We start from the raw sequence: 21,188 nt of genomic DNA on the forward strand, positions 1-21,188 counted from the left end.
AGAAAATGACAATTATTTCAGGAGTTTTACAAAATGGGCTAGGCGAGCCGATTAATGGTTTGCTGTTGCTGCGAGCAATGCGCACTACCTCTAATGTTATAGAAAATACATATATTCAGACCAATATAACAAACGGACAATATCACCTAAATTTACAACCATGTGAATATGATACATGGTTGGTAATAGAGGGATATAATAAAAATACTTTGGGCACAATTCAGATATTAGCCGATACTCCAGATGGTTCATTAAATGATTTACTGATCAATCCGACTAATGCAGAGATTATAACGCCAGAAATCTTACAACAGGTTATCGAATTGCGAGATCAAACTAAAAAATACGCTGATACAATTGATCTATCCAAATTTATTAATAAATCGGGAGATGCAATGTACGGGCAACTTATTGCCGATACGTCAGGGATAAAATTCCCTATTGATAATAAAGCGTCCGTTGTAATTAGTGCTAATGATGATGGATTTTTGTTTCAGTATCATGATGTCGAAACAGGGCAAAAACATACATTGCTGCAATTCAAATGCAAACAAAACCAGTGGGATTTTGAAAATACTGACAATGTTACCATCAATAATAAGACCGTTCTAAAAATGGGGGATTTTGGTCTTGGGGCATTAATGGGTGCAGTTGCTACTAATTTTAACGACCATTTGGTAGGAGGATTTTATCAGGGGCGTAGTACATCATTTCCAGAATTATCGGGGGAATAACACATTGACGCTGATTGTATATCCTAGTAACAGTTCTGCATATCGCGTAGAGCAAATAGCGGTAGTTAATGGTGAAAAACCAAATATTTATTACCGCTGTAAAACAGCCAAAGGGGCACAGCCATTGTATGAAGTCATTACAACAGCTAACTCAACGGTTGATAGTAACGGAACCTTAAAAAAAGCATCGCCAATAGTGCAGTTGTTTGCCAATGATGATATTGATGCTGTTGATGGTTTTACTCAGTCAGGGTGTGGTTTAGTTAATAGTATGGCTCATGGTGTCAAAGCTATACGCATTGATGTGGGGCATTATGAGATTCATGGTAGTTTAGGATTTGCAAAGAATGGTTGGTACATCACACTACCTGAAGATGCAAACGGTAATAAAAAAATATTTGCCGAATATTCAGTTAACGATAATGTAATTATGGTCAAAACCTATACTAGAAAATTTAGCACTAAATTGTGTAAGATTGTGGCAGGGGAGCCTATTGATATTCCTGATGGGCGTTGGATTGATTTGCGTCTTGACATGCCAGAAAGAACTGAACAGGATGAATTAATCCCGTCTGTGTTAAATCCGATTGTCACTAATGATAATAACGGTTAAATAATTAACCGCTATTATTTAATTCAGATAGTTGAACTATGGCGGTATCTATATCATTAAATTTAACCTCCCTCAATGCTTCAACTGGGAGGTTCCACCATTCCAATTTACTAAGTTTTTCTATTATATCTTGGCTAAATCGGTATCTAATTATTTTAGCAGGATTGCCGGCAACAATAGCATAATCAGGAACATCTTTTGTTACCATGGCACATGATCCTATGATTGCTCCATTCCCTATTGTTATTCCACGCTTAATTACAGCTTTAGCGCCAATCCAAACATCATTTTTTATTATTGTATAGTTGTTGGATGCAATGAAATGTTCCCCAGTTACACCAATCGAATTAGCCCATTGAGGATCGCATTGGAAGGGATGTGTTGATAGCCAGTTTAGAGGGTGAGGATCTGGAGCAATTATCACATCACAAGCTATTGAACAAAATTTACCAATAGTTACATGACTATTAACAAGCGCATTACTATTGAGATATGTGTATTGACCAATAACTGATGATTCATGCACAATAGCACCAAAATTAACATAACTATCAAGATTCAATTGGTTATTTTCTGTAGCTGCTGTTACTTCTGTGATTTCCGAGTTTTCTTCGTTATTTTTATCACTAGGTTGCTCGTTACTTTCTTTATTTTTAGGTGTGCTATCTAAGATAATTTTATTATGGACTTCTTCATTAACGTGTATACCACCATCTAATTTTGCCGATATTTTATTTAAATTTCTTTTTAATTTAATTCCAGTTTTTTGATAAAACCAAGTCCTAAAGCCCATAATAGTTAAAAATTCCTTTTAAAAAATTGCATTATATTATGATCTAAATCTATAAATCAATCTTTAACTTACAATGTTCAACGGCAGATTGATACGATTTAAAAATACCAACTTTATTTAATCCATTGTTTCGATAAAAACACCACCATTCTTTATTGACATCAAGTGACGGAAAAATCAGGTACGAATCATTTTTGCAATTGTAAATTGAATCGTTATCTAGGTCGGTTAGTATGTAAATCGTTTTTGTGTAGTTTATTGTGATCTAGTTATGAAAGGTTAGTTAGTTTTATTCATCATAAACTAATATTTTTTTGGAGTGTGAATTGAAGTGAAAAGTTGGAAAGTGGATCGCAAAAATTTGCTAAAAATGGTACGAGTTTTACCCCAGTTTTACCCCTTTATTAAAATTGTGATGAAGATTAATTCTTTTGAAGCCTTTTCGCATAAGGCTTTAGGATGGTACGCCCGGGTGGACTCGAACCACTGACCCCCACCATGTCAAGGTGATGCTCTAACCAACTGAGCTACGGGCGTATATCGGAAACACGCAAATATTAACGGGCAATTCGATTTGTATCAAGTAAAAAATTTAAAAATAGCTGTTTTTTTAATCTGTCGAAGCGTAAAGATTATAAAGTATCCAATAATTGGTGTTTAATTGTTGAGTTAAAGAGGATGAAAGTGAGATTATTTTACATTATTATCATTCATGAAAAAATTATGCCTTCCGATATAGCAAATAAATATGAGTATGAGGTGGTTTGTTGAAATTATTTTAGCTATACTCCCCCGAATTGTTTAATGAGTTATTTGTTTTGGTTAATATGTCGATAAAAGATCAGATTGAAGATGTTCTACACAATGTGTTTGGATATAAATCATTTAGAAATCAGCAGAAAGAAATTATTGAATCAATTATCGATGGTCGAGATACATTAACAATTATACCAACTGGTGGGGGAAAATCGCTATGTTATCAAATTCCGGCAGTATTACTACCTAGTACTGCATTAATCATTTCCCCATTAATCTCATTAATGAAAGATCAGGTTGATCAACTGCTTGCTAACGGTATTCCAGCTGCTCTTCTCAATGCTACGCAGTCCTTGGCAGAACAGCAAGAGGTAATAGATAAATATTTAAAACACTCGATAAAGTTATTATACATATCGCCTGAGAGACTTGCTGTAGGTTCATTTATTTCAATGATTCAAAGTCATCCTCCATCACTTATTGCTATTGATGAAGCCCACTGTATATCACAATGGGGGCATGATTTCAGGCCTGATTATCGACAACTTGGACAATTGTCCACTCGGTTTCCTAACGTTCCAATTGTAGCGTTAACCGCAACAGCCGATAAGATGACACAAGCGGATATTATTCATCAATTACAGTTAGTCGATCCTTTGGTTGTTGTTCGTAGTTTTGATCGACCTAATATTCGATATACAGTTGTTGAAAAATTTAACTTAACAGAACAGGTAGTTTGTTTTATTGAAACTCAAAAAGGGAATAGCGGTATAATTTATTGTTCGAGCCGTTCTAAAGTCGAAGATATGACGACTCGACTTGCAACTCGGGGATTTTCTGTTATTGCTTACCATGCTGGTCTTTCTTATAGTGAGCGTCAAAATGCTCAGGAAGCTTTTTTGAAAGATAATGTGCAAATCATTGTTGCTACTGTAGCATTTGGAATGGGTATTAATAAACCTAATGTTAGATTTGTTGTTCATGCTGATTGTCCTAGAACTATCGAAGCCTATTATCAAGAAACGGGCAGAGCGGGGCGAGATGGAGTACCAGCAGAAGCTATTTTATTGTATAAAAAAAATGATTTGAATTGGTATTATCAACAAATCTCTGAAAAAACGGATGGGGTACATAAAGAAATTGAACAACATAAAATCGATGCTATGGAATCTTTTGCACAAAGTTTAACTTGTAGACGAATGGTTTTACTAAACTATTTTGGCGAAATAAGAAATGAGCCTTGCAATAATTGTGATATTTGTCTTTATCCTCCAGAACAGTATGATGGTTTAATTGATGCACAAAAAGTTTTATCTTGTATTTACCGAGTAGAACAACGTTATGGTGCACAATACATTGTTAATGTCTTACGAGGTTCTGCTCGATCTCAAATTAAAGAAAATGGTCATGATAAGCTGTCTGTTTATGGTATTGGTAAAAGTCAATCGAGTAATTATTGGTTAAGTGTGATTCGACAATTAATTCACTTAGGTTATTTGGTTCAAAATATTTTAACTTCTTCAACTTTACCAACTTTACAACTGACTCAAGAAGCAAGAAAGTTACTTAGGGGTGAAATTCCATTATCCTTAGCCAAACCTCGTCTTGAAATTGTTAAAAAAAGCCGCTTAAATCGTTATGCTCGATCAATAAATATGACGGCAATGTTATCTTTTGAAGAACGTATTTTATTTAATAATCTTAAAAGATTACGTAAAGATATTGCTGATACTGAAGATGTTCCACCTTATATTATTTTTAGTGATGCAACATTATTAGAAATGGTACAAACAACGCCAGAAAGTAAAAAAGAACTGATTAATGTTACTGGAGTGGGAAAAATCAAATTGGAAAAATATGGAAATTTATTTTTAGAGGAAATTAAAGAATTTATAATAAAAAATATATAACTTGATGAATTCTTGACTATAATAACGATTAACGAAAAAATATAGTATTTCTAAAAAGTAAATCAAAAAATAGTAAAAATGGAGTTTTTATGTCACCTATGAATGACATGCCACAAATGTTGGCATTAGTACTGTTACTGGCTATTCTTTATCTTGGAGATATCGTTTCAATCCGCACCAAAGCATGGGTTCCTTCTGTATTTATTTGTGCAGTACTTTTTTTATTAGGGTACTGGACATTCTTTCCCGCCGATATTGTAGCACGAGCAGGTATACCAACAGTGGTTGCTGTTATGTTTATGTATTTACTCATTGTCAACATGGGTACTCTTTTATCGGTTAGGGAATTATTATTACAATGGAAAACCATCTTAATTACTCTTGCTGGAATTTTTGGCATTATCATTGTGTCTATTATAATTGGTTATCTATTTTTTGATTTTAATACAGTAGTTGTTGCTATTCCTCCTTTAGTGGGTGGTATTGTTTCAGCAATTATTATGGCAAATGGTGCAACCCAAGCTGGATTGCCAGATTTGGCCGTCTTTGCCATTATTATTTATGTGATGCAAGGATTTATCGGTTATCCCCTTACTTCCATTATGCTTAAGCGAGAAGGACGAAAAATTTTAAAACAATATCATGCAGGCACTTGGCAGATAAGTAATGATTCAAAATCATCCATTGATAAACAACAAGCGATATCGTCGGATGAAAATCCAATGCCAAGTTTATTTGCAAAAATTCCTGCTAGCTACAATTCATCGTATTTTATTTTTTTACGTATTGCGGTCATCGGTTTATTGGCTTACTTAGTTTCTGAAGTTTTTAAACCAATTATGAGTGTCAGCCCTTTTGTATTATGTTTGTTATTTGGTGTGATTGCTGCAACTTTTGGTTTTTTAGAACGCCATCCATTAAAAAAAGCAGGTGGGTTTGGAATTACTGTGATGGGGTTGATGTTGTTTATTTTCGATACTTTAAGCCGAGCCACACCTGAAATGCTTGTACGTTTGCTAACTCCCTTAATTATCTTCATTTTATCTGCAGTTGTCGGGATGTTCATTTGTTCGGTTGTTGTGGGTAAGATATTAAAAGTGAGTAAAGAATTAGCTTTTTCAATTGCACTTACAGCATTGTATGGTTTTCCTGCTGATTACATCATTACTAATGAAGTTATTAATAATTTAACTAGAGATCCAAAAGAAAAAGAAGTGCTAACCAGTCATATGTTACCACCAATGTTGATTGGAGGATTTATATCCGTAACCATCGTTTCAGTCGTATTAGCAGGTATTATGGTGAATATGATAGTAGGACCTGCAACGATAATAAATTGAATATAATAGAAAAACAGTATTTGTAATGTAATAAATCATTATAAAATCTAACAAATCTAAATAAATACGTTAATTAAAAATGACTTGTAGCGTAAAAAAGATTAATAATATTTATTTGATGACAGCAAGAAAATATCTAATTTAATCAAAAAGATAATTAATAGAAATATTGAAGGCAGTGAAATGACGAATAAAAACATAAAAAAATTAATACAACAAAATCTTGATGAGATGGTCGCTTTTCGTCGCGATCTTCATCGTCATCCAGAATTACCATGGGAAGAGTTTAGAACCACAGATAGAATAGCTCAAGAATTAGATAAAATAGGAATTGCCTATCGTCGTACTGAGCCTACAGGTATTATTGCTGAAATTGAAGGAGGCAAGCCAGGTAAAAGAATCTTACTCAGAGCAGATATTGATGCTTTACCTGTACAAGAGCTTAGTGAAAACATTGATTATAAATCAATGTTTGATGGTAAAATGCACGCTTGCGGTCACGATACTCATGCATCAATGTTACTGGCAGCTGCAAGAGTGCTTTATAAAATTCGTGAGCAATTAAAAGGTAATGTAAGGCTTGTTTTTCAACCTGCTGAAGAAATAGCTCAAGGTGCCAAAAGCATGGTTAAACAAGGTGTGCTTGATGGTATAGATAGTGCATTTGGTATGCATATTTGGTCACAGATGCCTGTTGGTAAAATATCTTGTGTAGTCGGTTCGAGTTTTGCTTCTGCTGATTTGTTGACTGTGCGTTTTAAAGGAAGAGGGGGGCATGGCTCTATGCCACATGACACTGTTGATGCGGTAATGGTCGCTTCTGCATTTGTTATGAATGTTCAATCTATTGTTTCGCGCGAAATATCACCGCTTGATCCTGCTGTTGTTACAATCGGTCGTATGGATGTAGGTACCCGTTTTAATGTAATTGCTGAAAATGCGGTATTAGAAGGAACGGTACGTTGCTTTAATATTACTGTACGTGACAAAATTGAATCGGCAATTCGACGTTATGCTAATCAAATTGCCGCAATGTACCGAGCAACAGCAGAAGTAGAATATATCTATGGCACCCTACCTGTTATTAATGATAAAGAAAGCGCATTACTAGCACAAAAAGTAATTGTCGAATCATTTGGTGAACAGGCACTTTATTTTGAGGCACCAACTACAGGGGGGGAGGATTTTAGTTACTATACGGAAAATATACCAGGTGCTTTTGCTTTAGTTGGTTCGGGTAATCCTGATAAAGATACACAGTGGCCACATCATCATGGATGTTTTAACGTGGATGAAGATGGTATGGCATTAGGTGCTGAACTCTATGCTCAGTATGCTTGGTCTTATTTAAATCAAAATTAAATTTGTAAAAAAGTTTTAGGCTAGCTATACCTTTAAGTTAAAAATACTACTTTTAGTATAGCTTGCCTTGTGTTAGTCAGAATGATAAAGATTTATTTTTTTGAATTATAACTACATTAGTAATTTTAATATGGCACGAATATATAAACTCAATGAGTTATACTATTTGTGGTACTCATTTTAGAGTATCTTTGCTTCATTGCGAACATTATACTATTGAAAATTCGTTTCCATATTTTATCCAGATCTGAGATCACAAATCATTGTTACTAATTTACTTTCTTCAAAAAATGTTATGAATAATTTATTATGTATTAATTAAATAGAGATTCATCAATACTTGGAAAGAAAGGTTTTATTATGTTATATAAGTGATCGGCTTGTTTGGTATTGCCCGCATATTTGGCTGCGAGTCTTGCGTAACACCCACATGGCCAGTTCTTTCTTTTACTTTTTTCAAAGCAATCATATAATGTCTCATACACTTCAACGAGTGTGATGTCTGTGTTACTAATTTTTATAGTATCAATATTTGGTTGCGTAAAATGCTTAAGTAAAATAGCTCGGGCTAAATAATAAATAATATAATAATCCGATTCTGAGATCTTCTGTCTTTTACTCCAAAGTGATATACCAATGGAAATTACTTCATCATGTTTAAATTGCATAGCAAGTGAACAGAATTTACTGAGGGAAAAATCAGGATGAATCAGGGCTGGAAGCGTTTCGGTAATGTTGCGCGTCCATACTATTCCTGTTTTTATTATTTTGGCCGGAGAGCCAGCAATCATTGAAAAATCAATAAATGATCCATTAACAAGAGTTCCAGCTCCAACAACGCAGCCTTTATTGATTCTTGCACCTTTTAATATAATCGTATCGCGTGCTAACCAAACTTTATCTTCAATGACAACATCTTTAGAACGATTTATTCTTTTGCCAGTTTGCCTATCAAAAATACCATGCATGTCTGAATTGTAGATCCTACAATTAGCAAATAAACAGTCGTCACCGATAGAAATTGCACCATTTTCTGCTACATGTATGAAAATCATATCATTACAAATCAACCCATTACCTATAGTTAATTTGCAGTTTGATTCAATGATAATTCGACCTCTTAATTCACACAGATCGCCAATTTCTAACTCTCCACCGTTCCGAATTGTTATCGATGCTGAATTAAACTTAGTTCCATAACCTATTTTTATTTTTGGTTTGGACTCTGAATATTCAATATAGGATGAATACATCTCAATCCCGTTTGAAATTTCAAACGGAATGTCAGAATTATTTTTTAGTGTTGTTAAAATATTCAAAATTTTTTAATATCAAAGTGAAAATATTCCTAAAATATCATATCATATGTAAACTGTACATATCTCGGTTACGAGATCTTAACTGTTAGTTAATAGTGATTGGCTTATTTTTTATTAAATAAGGATTTTTTAGTGATCAGAATTTATCATTTACAATTTTATTCAGCCTGAGAGTGAAGTAATCAATTAATTTCTATTTTGTAAAAAGTTTCAGAATAAGCTTACATTTATGTAAAAACCAGTTGTCCAATATTAAGTCGGTTATTGGCTTGTTGCAGACTAATTTAGGACTTTATGCTATGATAAAAACCAATTTCATTCATAAAAAGTAATGGTGATTATGAGTTATCAAGTTCTAGCACGTAAATGGCGACCAAAATCATTTTCAGAAGTGGTAGGTCAGCAGCATGTTTTAAAAATTTTATCTAATGCGCTATCTCTAGAACGAGTTCATCATGCTTATCTATTTTCAGGTACTCGAGGCGTTGGAAAAACATCTATTGCTCGTTTATTAGCAAAAGGTTTAAACTGCGAAACGGGCATAACAGCCACACCTTGTAGTGTATGTGATAATTGCCGTGATATTGAGTTAGGACGCTTTGTTGATCTACTTGAAATCGATGCTGCTTCTAGGACTAAAGTAGAAGATACTAGAGAGATCTTGGATAATATTCAATATCTCCCTACTAAAGGTCGATTTAAAATTTATCTCATTGATGAAGTGCATATGTTATCACGCAGTAGCTTTAATGCACTACTTAAAACATTAGAAGAACCACCAGAACATGTCAAATTTTTGTTAGCCACAACTGATCCCCAAAAATTACCAATAACTATATTGTCGCGCTGCTTGCATTTACATTTAAATGTACTTGATACTTCGCTAATTGCTGGGCAACTTTCTCATATTTTAAAATTGGAGCAGATTAAAAGCGATCCTAAAGCTATTTCGTTATTGGCTAAAGCCGCGAATGGCAGTATGCGTGATGCATTAAGCTTAACGGACCAAGCCATTGCACTTGGTAATGGTGAAGTTGATGCTGCATCAGTTAAGATGATGTTAGGTACTCTTGATAAATCTATCCCTTTTTCACTGATTGAAGCACTTTACCATAATGAAGGTAATACCTTAATGCAGCATATTGATATGGCAGCTACGCAAGGTGCAAATTGGGATTGTTTGTTAGCAGAAAGTATTGCACTTTTACATCAAATAGCTCTGTTGCAAGTTGTACCAACGGCATTAGGTGATTACATAGACCAAGAAGAGCGTATTCGTTTTTTAGCAAAGCATATGGCGCCAAACGATGTACAGTTATATTACCAAATCCTATTAATGGGTAGAAAGGATTTGGCATTTGCTCCTGATAAAAAAATTGGCACTGAAATGAGCTTTTTACGTGCTTTAGCTTTCATGCCTAAAAATATTAATAAAACTACAGAACCTAAATCCAATATTAAGCCACAGGTTGAGTTACGAGATGTACCTGAACCAAAGTCTCAGTTACAATCCACTCAATTTTTATCAAAAAAAAAGAGCAATGCAGAGTCTAAATCTCACTTAATTTCAGATCAAAATAACAATATATTGATTGACTCTCAGCCTATGCCTGTTGAACATTCAAGTGTTCAAGATGTATCGATTCCCGATGATGCATCATCTGTTACAAAAAATATATTAGAAATGCGAATGCAATTATTGAAAGGGGAACAAAAAACAAAAAAGTTTAAATCCAAAGTTGAGTCATTAGATCCAAAAACCGAGATAATCCATTCACCAATATCTTATGCTAAAAACATTTCTCAACTTACTGATAATACACAAGTAGAGTTAAAAACTATTGATAAAGATGAAAGTGACAACGAAACCCAAGAAGTCATTACTGCTGAAAATTATCAGTGGCAAGCTTGCGGTTATGTTGAGACTAAAGATGATTTAATTATTGACACTAAAACGTTCCGGGAATCGCTCAATGGAGATAAAACTCCTGCAATAACGAAAAAATTAATTGAGGAAACGGCACAAAAAGATGCATGGTGTGCTGAAATAGAACGGCTAGATTTATCGCCGTTAATCAGACAAATTGTTAGTAATTCATTTATTGAACAAATTGATGAAAATAATATTATTTTACATATGCGCTCAGCGTTAAAACATCTGATTAACTCATCTTGTAATGTGACTAAAATAGAAAAAATTTTAGCTAATCATCGTCAACGAGCATTAAAAGTAAAGATTATTCTAGATGATAATAAGAATAATAAAACGCCTTTAGAAATGCGTGAAGATCTGTATCAACAAAAGCTTACACAAGCTAAAGTGACCATAAATGAAGATCCAAAAGTGTCGATGATCTGTCAATATTTTGAAGCGAAGATTGATGAGGCGAGTATTCGTCCTGTATAATTATGGGCTAAATTTTTTTTAATGAGGAATAAATATGTTTTCAGGCGGAAAAGGTGGTTTAGGTAATTTAATGAAGCAAGCTCAACAAATGCAAGCAAAAATGCAACAAGCACAGGAAGAAATTGCTAAATTAGAGGTGACGGGTGAATCAGGTGCAGGATTGGTTAAAGTTACTATAAATGGTGCACATAACTGTAAACGTGTTGAAATTGATCCTTCTTTAGTTACTGAAGATGACAAAGAAATGCTGGAGGATCTGATTGCCGCAGCATACAATGATGCAACCCGTCGTTTAGATGATGCTCAAAAAGAACGCATGGCTCAAGTGACTGGTGGTATGCAATTACCTCCCGGTTTTAAAATGCCATTTTAAACAATCTTTATTTGCTATAATAAATATTTTGAATTTGAATTGATTTAATTTCAGAATTCAAATAGGCAGAAAGAACAATACTAATTTCTTTCTGCTTAATTTGATAGAATTATTTACCAATAAAAATAAAATCATTAACTAATTTTTCATTATCATAAGTCATATCGCTTAACCTTTTTTTAAAAATTTCACACAAATCGTGTATCGAAATTTCCTTGACTTTGACATTATCATAATCATTTATTTCTTTGCTTTCACCTTTGGTTACAATCCAGACTTGTTTATTTTTACCTGTAAGTACCATTGTTTTTGGTGTAATACCACCATCAATTTTTTTTATGTTGAATGTCAGTTGTGATTTTTGGTTAAGCTTATTAATATAATTTTCTATTTGTTCTTCTTTATAAGATTCAAAATCGCTTTTCAATGTACAGTCATACATTACGGCTAAATTATCAATAATAAAAAAACCATCAGCTTTACCTGCTTGGCAGTCGCGATCGAATTGAAATATTTTATTTAAACCAATTAATTTTAATAAATCAAATACTGAATCTTCAAATGCAATAGGATCTGTTATGGATTTGATTTGTAGCACAGAATCAATTAAACGAGTTTTATAAGATTTAGCATCAATATTATTCTCCAATGAATTATCATCAGACAAATTCTGCTCATTATTTTTTGTTTCTTGATTATTTAAAAGTTTAATGTTCGTGGCGAATCTTATTCCTGAGTCTTTTTCATTAGCTGTAAAAGTAACTCGAGAGCCTATTTTCAATTCATCAATGTTTAAATTACTTAAATCTTTTTTTGTAAAATAATAATCATTTTTTTCATCTAATGCTCTTATAAATCCATAATAGCTGTCTTCATTATTTTTATCCGGATACAGGTTTTTGATTTGACTAATCACGTATAAGGCTCCTTAATAGCTTGAGGTGTTCTAAAAAAATAAATAACTCAACTGCTTAATTGATAGTCAATACTATAAATACATTTGGCGATATTTACCAGTATTATGTATATAAATATCTAATATAAATCATCTATTTCAATGTTAATTAAAGGATTTAAAAACCATTTGCCTGTCTATTTATACAGTTTTTCTTTATTAATTTTTTTCAATCAGGTAAACTAACTGATAAAGAATTCAAATTTTTGCTACCATTGCTTTGCAAATTGAACCTAATTTTCAAACAATAAAAATTATCAAATATTGTGTTTTTTAGCTATAACTTGTGTAACTAACATCGGATTATTAAGGATAAATTGTGATAGGTCGTCTACGTGGAACCATTATTGAAAAGCAACCTCCTAAAGTGTTAATTGAAGTTCGTGGAGTCGGTTACGAGGTTTTTATGCCAATGACCTGTTTTTATGAATTACCGGAAAATGGTCAAGAGGTTATTGTATTAACCCATTTTGCCGTACGTGAAGATGCTCAAGTATTGTATGGTTTTAATCAAGAACAAGAGCGAGAACTATTTCGTGAGTTAATTAAAGTTAATGGTGTTGGTCCAAAATTGGCATTAGCGATTTTATCTGGTATGTCAGCTCAACAATTTATCAATGCGGTGGAGCAGGGAGAAATTAAGACTTTAGTGAAGTTGCCTGGGGTCGGGAACAAAACAGCTGAACGTTTGATTGTCGAAATGAAAGATCGTCTTAAACGTTTTTCTAAAGAACTGTCACCAATGAGCACTATGATTGAAACGAATAGTGTTAATAAATCATCCAATCAAATTGAAAGCGAAGCAGTGTCAGCACTTATTGCATTAGGTTATAAACCACAAGAAGCCAGTCGTATTATCAATAAAGTTATAGAGCCTAATATGGACTGTGAAACACTCATTCGCGAAGCTTTGAAAGCAGCATTATAAATAGGGATTCAGTATGATTGAAGCGGATCGTTTGATTGCCCCACAAGCGCAAAAGGAAGAAGAATCACTTGATCGTGCTATTCGTCCTAAATGTTTGGACGAATACATTGGTCAACCGCAAGTTTGTGAACAGATGAAAATTTTTATTCAAGCTGCTAAGCAGCGTAGTGATGCGCTTGATCATGTATTGATTTTTGGTCCTCCCGGCCTTGGTAAAACTACTTTAGCAAATATTGTTGCTAATGAAATGGACGTTAATTTGCGTACTACTTCTGGTCCTGTTTTAGAAAAAGCAGGTGATTTAGCGGCAATGCTAACCAATTTAGAACCTAACGATGTACTATTTATTGATGAAATCCATCGTCTTTCACCTGTAGTAGAAGAGATTTTATATCCAGCGATGGAAGATTATCAGTTGGATATTATGATTGGCGAGGGACCAGCAGCACGTTCAATTAAGATCGATCTTCCACCTTTTACATTAATTGGGGCTACAACACGAGCTGGGTCACTCACATCGCCGCTACGTGATCGTTTTGGTATTGTACAGCGCCTGGAATTTTATCGGGTTGAAGATTTGGAATATATTGTCGGTCGAAGTGCCAAATTTTTAGGGATGGATTTATCTGACGAAGGGGCACATTTAATTGCTAAACGTTCACGTGGTACACCAAGAATTGCTAATCGCTTATTGCGCCGCGTGCGTGATTATGCTGATGTAAAATCAAAAGGTATTATCGATCAAAAAATTGCTGCTCAGGCACTTGATATGTTGGATGTAGATAATCAAGGTTTTGATTATATGGACCGAAAGTTATTGCTCACTATTATTGAAAAATTTCTGGGTGGGCCGGTAGGTCTTGATAATATTGCTGCAGCTATAGGTGAAGAGCGTGAAACGATTGAAGATGTACTCGAACCGTTTTTGATTCAACAAGGTTATATTCAAAGGACACCAAGAGGGAGAATTGCGACACCACATGCTTATCGGCATTTTGGTATCATTCAAAATGAATAATTATTTTTCCACTTAATAAGAAGGTTTAAAAAAGCACGATTTAAATTAGGTCGTGCTTTTTGTTAGAAGATTTGGCTTAACCGAGTTCTTTTTCAGTAAAAATACCACTAAATAAATCGGTACTCAGGTAGCGTTCACCTGAAGAGGGTAAGATTACTACAATGGTTTTATTCGCATATTCAGGTAATTTTGCTAAACGATCAGCCGCGTAAACAGCAGCACCAGATGATATACCTGCTAATATACCTTCTTTTTCCATTAATTCACGAGCTGTTTCAATGGCTTGTTCGGTAGTGACTTTTTCAACCAAATCAACCAGACTTAAATCTAAGTTTTCTGGAATAAATCCTGCACCGATACCCTGAATGTTGTGTGGTCCTGGTTTAATTGGTTCGCCCGCTAGCGCTTGGCTAATAACTGGAGAGGTAGTTGGTTCAACAGCAACAGCTATTATGTTTTTGCCTTGGTTTTTTTTGATATAACGAACCGTACCAGTAAAAGTACCACCAGTACCGACACCAGCAATAAAAATATCTACTTGACCATCTGTATCATTCCAAATTTCAGGTCCTGTGGTTTTTTCATGAATTTCTGAATTAGCAGGATTGCTAAATTGTTGTAACATAATATTTTTCTTAGGATTGCTTGCTACAATCTCTTCGGCTTTTTCAATCGCACCTTTCATACCTTTTACCGCTTCGGTCAATATTAAATTAGCGCCTAAAGCTTTAAGTAGTTTACGACGTTCTATACTCATGCTTTCTGGCATGGTTAGAGTCAATTTATAGCCTCGTGCAGCAGCAACAGTTGCAAGAGCGATACCTGTATTACCACTAGTTGGCTCGATTAATTCGACGTCCGATGTTAATAATCCGCGTTTTTCTGCATCCCAAATCATATTCGATGCAATACGACATTTAACGCTAAAACTGGGATTGCGCGATTCTACTTTGGCTAAAATATTTCCATTACCAAAATGCTTTAAACGAACTAGAGGCGTGTGACCGATAGTTTGGGAATTATCATCAAATATTTTACTCATTAAATAGTCCTTATACAAAATTTAAAGGGAATAGCGCCTTAATAATCGCTGACGATAATGACATTATAAAGATAACTTAAAAAGATGATAATAAATAATAATTGTAACAATATTCTTTTTTGATATAAGAATCGTATTATGTCATTAAAAATGAAATGCCTTTAAACATATTGATTAACAGACATCATCCAATTAAAGGAGTTTAATAGACATATAATAATATATCTCTATGATTGATATTGAAGAAAGCATAAATAAAGTATCCAGATATTCATCAAAACAAATATTCAATAGTGAGATATAAAAGAAGAATGTAAACAATAATTAGGCAGATTGAGCTACACATTAATATTAGACTGTGAGGAAAACTTTTCCAACTAATGGAGTAAATCCATACGGAAAACCGCACATTAACAATTTAACAAACTCTGAAATATCTGTCTGATTATATATAAAAACTGAACAGCTAGGTGAGAAAATTAATAATAATTAAAACCTTTATTATTAAATCAATATCAAATGGTAAATTGATAATTGGGATTTTGAAATTTATATTGCTATGTTTTTGTATTATGAAAGATAAGGTTATTTAGCATCAATGCGTTTAACATCCATGATTTAAAAATATTCATTCTTAAAATAAATAATATAAGATTTTAATTCTGTTGTAAGCAAATACTATAATTCAATCTAGGCTATCGTTTTCTATTTCTAATTCAATTTTTTTTATTGCTTGTTCACAGCGATAGATTCGATTATCCAATGTTGCAACTTTAATATGATTAATTGATTCTGATGATAGTTCAAATTCATATTTCATATCTTGTAATCGTCTTAGATAATCCAAATGTCTTGAGTGTTTTTCTGCAAGTGTTTCTTGAATAATACAATTTGTTCGCTGTTGACGTAGATATCCTGTAGCAAGTTCACGGGTAAGGGCACTGATTTGATCAATAAGTTTTTCCGACAAAAACTCAATTTGCGAGAATTTCTGGGAGAGTGCCGCATCACAAATAGCTTGATATGTGAGTTTAATTTTATCAAGATAGAATTGGTTATTGGATTCAATTTTGCTTGTATTAAACAAATGCTGATCAAAATAACGTTCTTGAAAAGGCTGTTGATCAGATAAATTTATCTCCTGTTGTAGTGCATTGATTTGACTTTTTAATTTTCCCAAAAATTTTTGCATGAATAAATCTTCTTTAATCGTTAGATGTATCATCATCTTGCCCAAAATAATTACCTAAGTGAATTTTTGATAAGTTGATAAGTTGCATGAATGCCTCAAAAGTTAATTTTTCATTTTTGTTTGTATTTACATCTAATGCTTGTTTCTCGATGAGTTGTAACTTGATTCGATTATAGCAATCAACTAAATTAAGAGGTAAAGGTGATTGTGAACGTCGACCTAACCAAAATATACCTTGTAAAGGTAAGCTCAAGACAAATAAAATTGTTAAAATTGTTACTGCAAGCTGCGCAGGCGTATAATATTGCCAAACAATTAGACCGACAATGATAGGTGGCAGATATTTTGTTAGGGTTTTTATGTGGTTAATGATTTTTAATTCAGGAAATGAATGCATCAATTGTTGATCTGTAGGACAAAGCTTCATATACCTTTGTCCAGCCTTAAATGTATTAACTAAATTCATCTTGTTGGGATTCCTCGACATTCACTTCTTATTGTCTTAAAATAATGCCATTCAAATTGGGGACTCTCTCTATTTTATCTCAAAAAGCAAGATATCAGAAGTCACCTTAACGTAATCACATCGATATTTAAAATCATGTGTTGAGTTACCAATTTTGATTGGTATATATCTTTTTATTCAATTTATAGGAATTACTATGTCATCAAGTAATAACGCTCTTGTTCTTAATTGCGGAAGTTCTTCATTAAAATTTGCCATTATTAACCCTGAAAATGGTGATGAATTTTTATCTGGGTTAGCTGAATGTTTTAATCTTCCTGATGCACGTATTAAGTGGAAACTTGATGGTGTTAAGAACGAAGCTTCTTTAGGTGCTGGAGCCGCTCATAGTGAAGCAATTAGATTTATTGTTAATAGCATCTTCCCTCAAAAACCAGAATTATTAGATAGTATTAAATCTATTGGACACCGTATTGTTCACGGTGGTGAAAAATATACTCAATCTGTCGTAATCGATGATTCAGTATTAAAAGGCATTGAAGAAGCAGCAGCATTTGCACCTTTACATAATCCTGCACATTTAATCGGTATTCGCGAAGCTTTTGCTGAATTTCCTCATTTAAAAAATAAGAATGTGGCTGTTTTTGATACTGCATTCCATACAACTATGCCAAAAGAAGCTTATTTGTATGCTATTCCTAACGAACTTTATACTAAACATGGTATTCGTCGTTATGGTGCACATGGTACGAGCCATTATTACGTTAGCCGTGAAGCTGCAAAATTATTAAATAAACCAGTAGAAGAAACAAATGTAATTACTTGTCATTTAGGTAATGGTGCATCAATTACTGCTGTTAAAAACGGTAAATGTGTTGATACTTCAATGGGCTTAACTCCACTTGAAGGTTTAGTAATGGGTACACGTAGTGGTGATATCGATCCTGCTATCATGTTCTTCTTACACGATAACTTAAATATGTCCGTTGCTGATATAAATAATCTTTTAAATAAAAAATCTGGTTTACTAGGATTAACTGGTGTAAGTAGTGATTGTCGTTATGTAACTGATAACTATGATAGTGATGAAAATGCAAAAAATGCTTTAGATGTCTTTGTTCACCGTTTAGTTAAATACATTGGTGGTTATGCAATGCTTTTAGACGGTCGTTTAGATGCAATCGTATTTACTGGTGGTATTGGTGAAAATTCTGAAGAAGTTCGTCGTATGGCATTACAAAAATTAAGTCTTCTTGGTTTTGAACTGGATCAAGAACGTAATCTTGCTGCACGTTTTGGTCATGGCGGTACAATTACTAAAGACGGCTCTGCCGTTGCAATGGTGATTCCAACCAATGAAGAACTTGTTATTGCTCAGGATGCTGCGCGTCTAACTGCTTAATAAACGTTTAGAACCGCCGAAATGGCGGTTTGTTTTTACATAATAAAGAATTTAAGAGGAAATCAATTATGTCTCGTACTATTATGCTAATCCCAACCGGAACCAATGTAGGGTTAACAGGTGTGAGTCTTGGTGTTATTCGAGCTATGGAGCGTCAAGGTATTAACTTAAACGTTTTTAAACCAGTTGCCCAGCCAAGAGCGGGCGGTGATGCCCCTGATAATACCACCACATTGGTTAGTAATAACACATCAATTCCAGTTTTAAAACCACTTAAAATGAGCCATGTTGAAAACTTATTAGGTTTAAATCAACAAGATGTGCTAATGGAAGAAATCGTTGCCCTATATGCTGAAAATACCAAAGGTGCTGACGTTGTATTAGTTGAAGGTATTGTGCCAACTTCTGATTATCCTTTTGCCAATGAATTAAATAATAACATCGCTAAAACTCTTGGTGCTGAAATTATATTTGTTGTCAATATGGGTAAAGACACACCTGAACAATTAAAAGAACGTATTGAAATTGCACGCTCTAATTTTGGTGGTATTAAAAATGAAAAAATTGTTGGCGTAATTGTCAATAAAGTTAATGCGCCAGTTGAAGAGCAATCGCTCGCTCGCCCAGATGTTGCAGAAATTTATCATACTCCAAAATTTGACGATAAAAAAATCACGATTAAAGATTTAAACGAATTTAGTCCACTTCCTGTACTTGGTTGTATTCCTTGGAATATGGATCTAAGTGCTTGTCGTGCTATTGATATTGCCAAACATTTTGATGCCAAAATTATCAATGAAGGCGGTATTAAAAATCGTCGTATTAAACACATTTCTTTCTGTTCTAGAAGTGTACCTAATATTATTAGTCATCTACAACCTAATGCGTTATTAGTGACTTCTGCTGACCGCTCAGATGTACTTGTAACTATTGGTTTAGCTGCGATGAATGGCGTATCAATCGGTGGGGTGTTATTAACGGGTGGTTATGAAATAGATGAAAAAGTCTATAAATTATGTCAACCAGCATTTGATACTGGTTTACCAGTGTTTACCGTTCAAACTAATACATTCCAAACTTCAATCAACTTGCAACAATTTAATTTAGAAATTCCGGTTGATGATAAGGAACGTATGGAAAACACACAAAACTTTGTGGCTGATCATATTGATTCTAACTGGGTTAAATCATTAAATGAAGTAGTGAATTCAGCTCGTCGACTATCACCACCAGCATTCAGATATCAATTAACAGAACTTGCACGTAATGCAAAAAAAGTGGTGGTTTTACCAGAGGGTGATGAGCCAAGAACAATTAAAGCTGCTGCAATTTGTGCAGAGCGAAATATTGCAAAATGTGTACTTATTGGTAATCCTGATGAAGTTCGTAAAGTGGCAGCATCTCAAGGTGTTACATTAGATGCTGGGGTTGAAATCGTTGATCCAGATACAATTCGTGAAAAATATGTACCACGTTTAGTTGAATTGCGTAAAAATAAAGGTATGACCGAAGTTATTGCGCGTGAACAATTAGCCGACAATGTCGTACTTGGTACAATGATGCTTGAAGCGAACGAAGTAGATGGTCTTGTATCAGGTGCAGTTCATACGACAGCTAATACTATTCGCCCACCATTACAATTAATTAAGACTGCGCCAGGTAGTTCACTTGTATCATCTGTTTTCTTTATGTTAATGCCAGACCAAGTTTATATCTATGGTGACTGTGCAATAAATCCAGATCCTAATGCACAAGAACTTGCTGAAATTGCTATTCAATCAGCAGATACAGCAATTGCTTTTGGTATCGAACCACGTGTAGCGATGATTTCGTATTCAACAGGTAGTTCAGGTCAAGGAGCTGATGTTGAGAAAGTGAAGGAAGCAACTCGTATTGCTCAAGAAAAACGCCCAGATCTTATGATTGACGGTCCATTACAGTATGATGCGGCAGTAATGCCAGATGTGGCTAAATCTAAAGCTCCAAATTCACAAGTAGCGGGTAAAGCAACTGTATTTATCTTCCCTGATTTAAATACGGGGAATACTACATACAAAGCAGTACAGCGTTCTGCTGATCTTGTATCTATTGGTCCAATGTTACAAGGTATGCGCAAACCTGTTAATGACTTGTCTCGTGGTGCGTTAGTTGACGATATCGTGTATACTATTGCATTAACAGCTATTCAATCAGCACAAGAACAGAACGCTGGTAAATAGTTTATATTAATGTTTCAATTTGTGAGAGGTTAGTTAATAACCTCTCATTTCTAATTATTTATAACACCTTTTCATTTATAAGAAACAAAATAATTAAAAGAGTGTTTATTGTATATTATTTGTAGATTTTGTTCACTCCAACTTCTTTAATTATTTAAGAATAATTAATTTAGATTAATTTATTTTTAGTTATCAGCGTATTCTATTTCATTCATTCATTCATTTATTAATTAGTTTCATATTTTGGTTGCTCATTTAATTCATTTCAATGATTCAACAAGCACGGTTTATGTTAGTAATTTTAATTTCCTGCTTGAAAATGATGCTTACTTTTGTTGAATAAATTGATTTTAAATTAA

General features: G+C 33.7%; 17 protein-coding genes and 1 tRNA gene. 11 read left to right on the top strand and 7 right to left on the bottom strand.

The features are described 5' to 3' along the window. Nucleotides 1–5: 5 nt before the first annotated feature. A complete protein-coding gene (locus tag J3U19_RS05915; protein ID WP_267345710.1) occupies nt 6–734 on the top strand; it encodes a prophage tail fiber N-terminal domain-containing protein in 729 nt (242 codons plus the stop codon). A 4-nt stretch (nt 735–738) separates the two neighbouring features. Next, nucleotides 739–1,347: a hypothetical protein gene (locus J3U19_RS05920; RefSeq protein WP_267345711.1), complete on the top strand. Its 609-nt coding sequence runs from the start codon at nt 739–741 to the stop codon at nt 1,345–1,347. A 4-nt stretch (nt 1,348–1,351) separates the two neighbouring features. Here J3U19_RS05920 and J3U19_RS05925 read toward each other — a convergent pair whose 3' ends face one another. Beyond that, nucleotides 1,352–2,140: a CatB-related O-acetyltransferase gene (locus J3U19_RS05925; protein ID WP_267345713.1), complete on the bottom strand. Its 789-nt coding sequence runs from the start codon at nt 2,138–2,140 to the stop codon at nt 1,352–1,354. A 460-nt stretch (nt 2,141–2,600) separates the two neighbouring features. Then, a tRNA-Val gene (locus tag J3U19_RS05930) sits at nt 2,601–2,677 on the bottom strand. A 290-nt stretch (nt 2,678–2,967) separates the two neighbouring features. Here J3U19_RS05930 and recQ point away from each other — a divergent pair. From recQ to J3U19_RS05945, 3 genes are all read left to right on the top strand, one after another. After that, a complete protein-coding gene (gene recQ, locus J3U19_RS05935) occupies nt 2,968–4,806 on the top strand; it encodes a DNA helicase RecQ (RefSeq protein WP_267345714.1) in 1,839 nt (612 codons plus the stop codon). Between the two features lie 107 nt (nt 4,807–4,913). Continuing rightward, nucleotides 4,914–6,146, top strand: coding sequence for a hypothetical protein (locus tag J3U19_RS05940; protein WP_416380224.1), 1,233 nt, complete (start codon nt 4,914–4,916; stop codon nt 6,144–6,146). 183 nt (nt 6,147–6,329) lie between these two features. Beyond that, entirely contained in the window at nt 6,330–7,508 is a 1,179-nt protein-coding gene (locus J3U19_RS05945) for a M20 family metallopeptidase (protein WP_267345717.1), read from the top strand. Nucleotides 7,509–7,822: 314 nt separating this feature from the next. Here J3U19_RS05945 and J3U19_RS05950 read toward each other — a convergent pair whose 3' ends face one another. Further along, complete coding sequence (locus J3U19_RS05950; protein ID WP_267340757.1) at nt 7,823–8,761, bottom strand: acyltransferase; 939 nt, start codon at nt 8,759–8,761, stop codon at nt 7,823–7,825. 406 nt (nt 8,762–9,167) lie between these two features. Here J3U19_RS05950 and dnaX point away from each other — a divergent pair, with 406 nt between their 5' ends. Together dnaX and J3U19_RS05960 are read left to right on the top strand one after the other, a co-directional pair. Further along, nucleotides 9,168–11,234 (top strand): DNA polymerase III subunit gamma/tau, encoded by a 2,067-nt coding sequence (dnaX, locus tag J3U19_RS05955; protein WP_267345718.1) that lies wholly within the window; start codon nt 9,168–9,170, stop codon nt 11,232–11,234. A gap of 34 nt (nt 11,235–11,268) precedes the next feature. Next, nucleotides 11,269–11,607 (top strand): YbaB/EbfC family nucleoid-associated protein, encoded by a 339-nt coding sequence (locus J3U19_RS05960; RefSeq protein WP_086271892.1) that lies wholly within the window; start codon nt 11,269–11,271, stop codon nt 11,605–11,607. Nucleotides 11,608–11,716: 109 nt separating this feature from the next. Here the strand turns inward: J3U19_RS05960 and J3U19_RS05965 are convergent, their stop codons facing one another. Continuing rightward, a complete protein-coding gene (locus tag J3U19_RS05965) occupies nt 11,717–12,523 on the bottom strand; it encodes a cold-shock protein (protein ID WP_267340761.1) in 807 nt (268 codons plus the stop codon). 358 nt (nt 12,524–12,881) lie between these two features. Here J3U19_RS05965 and ruvA point away from each other — a divergent pair, with 358 nt between their 5' ends. Both ruvA and ruvB read left to right on the top strand, forming a co-directional pair. Continuing rightward, nucleotides 12,882–13,490: a Holliday junction branch migration protein RuvA gene (gene ruvA, locus J3U19_RS05970; protein ID WP_267345720.1), complete on the top strand. Its 609-nt coding sequence runs from the start codon at nt 12,882–12,884 to the stop codon at nt 13,488–13,490. A 13-nt stretch (nt 13,491–13,503) separates the two neighbouring features. Beyond that, nucleotides 13,504–14,508 carry a Holliday junction branch migration DNA helicase RuvB gene (gene ruvB / locus J3U19_RS05975; protein ID WP_267340764.1) on the top strand — a complete coding sequence of 335 codons (1,005 nt, stop codon included), beginning with the start codon at nt 13,504–13,506 and terminating at the stop codon, nt 14,506–14,508. Nucleotides 14,509–14,584: 76 nt separating this feature from the next. Here ruvB and cysK read toward each other — a convergent pair whose 3' ends face one another. The 3 genes from cysK to yfbV all read right to left on the bottom strand — a co-directional run bounded on the left by cysK (nt 14,585) and on the right by yfbV (nt 17,208). Then, the gene (cysK, locus tag J3U19_RS05980) at nt 14,585–15,550 is read right to left on the bottom strand and encodes a cysteine synthase A (protein WP_267340765.1); all 966 of its coding nucleotides are present in this window, start codon (nt 15,548–15,550) and stop codon (nt 14,585–14,587) included. Nucleotides 15,551–16,235: 685 nt separating this feature from the next. Then, the gene (priC, locus tag J3U19_RS05985; RefSeq protein WP_267340766.1) at nt 16,236–16,742 is read right to left on the bottom strand and encodes a primosomal replication protein PriC; all 507 of its coding nucleotides are present in this window, start codon (nt 16,740–16,742) and stop codon (nt 16,236–16,238) included. Between the two features lie 13 nt (nt 16,743–16,755). Next, nucleotides 16,756–17,208: a terminus macrodomain insulation protein YfbV gene (gene yfbV, locus J3U19_RS05990; protein ID WP_267340767.1), complete on the bottom strand. Its 453-nt coding sequence runs from the start codon at nt 17,206–17,208 to the stop codon at nt 16,756–16,758. A 196-nt stretch (nt 17,209–17,404) separates the two neighbouring features. On the opposite strand from yfbV, the gene J3U19_RS05995 reads away from it, so the two are divergent. Then, complete coding sequence (locus J3U19_RS05995) at nt 17,405–18,610, top strand: acetate kinase (protein WP_267340768.1); 1,206 nt, start codon at nt 17,405–17,407, stop codon at nt 18,608–18,610. Nucleotides 18,611–18,678: 68 nt separating this feature from the next. Further along, nucleotides 18,679–20,829, top strand: coding sequence for a phosphate acetyltransferase (gene pta / locus J3U19_RS06000; RefSeq protein WP_267345722.1), 2,151 nt, complete (start codon nt 18,679–18,681; stop codon nt 20,827–20,829). Nucleotides 20,830–21,188: the final 359 nt, after the last annotated feature.

It is taken from the genome of Gilliamella sp. B2828, from assembly GCF_026537125.1.
Lineage (GTDB): Bacteria > Pseudomonadota > Gammaproteobacteria > Enterobacterales > Orbaceae > Gilliamella.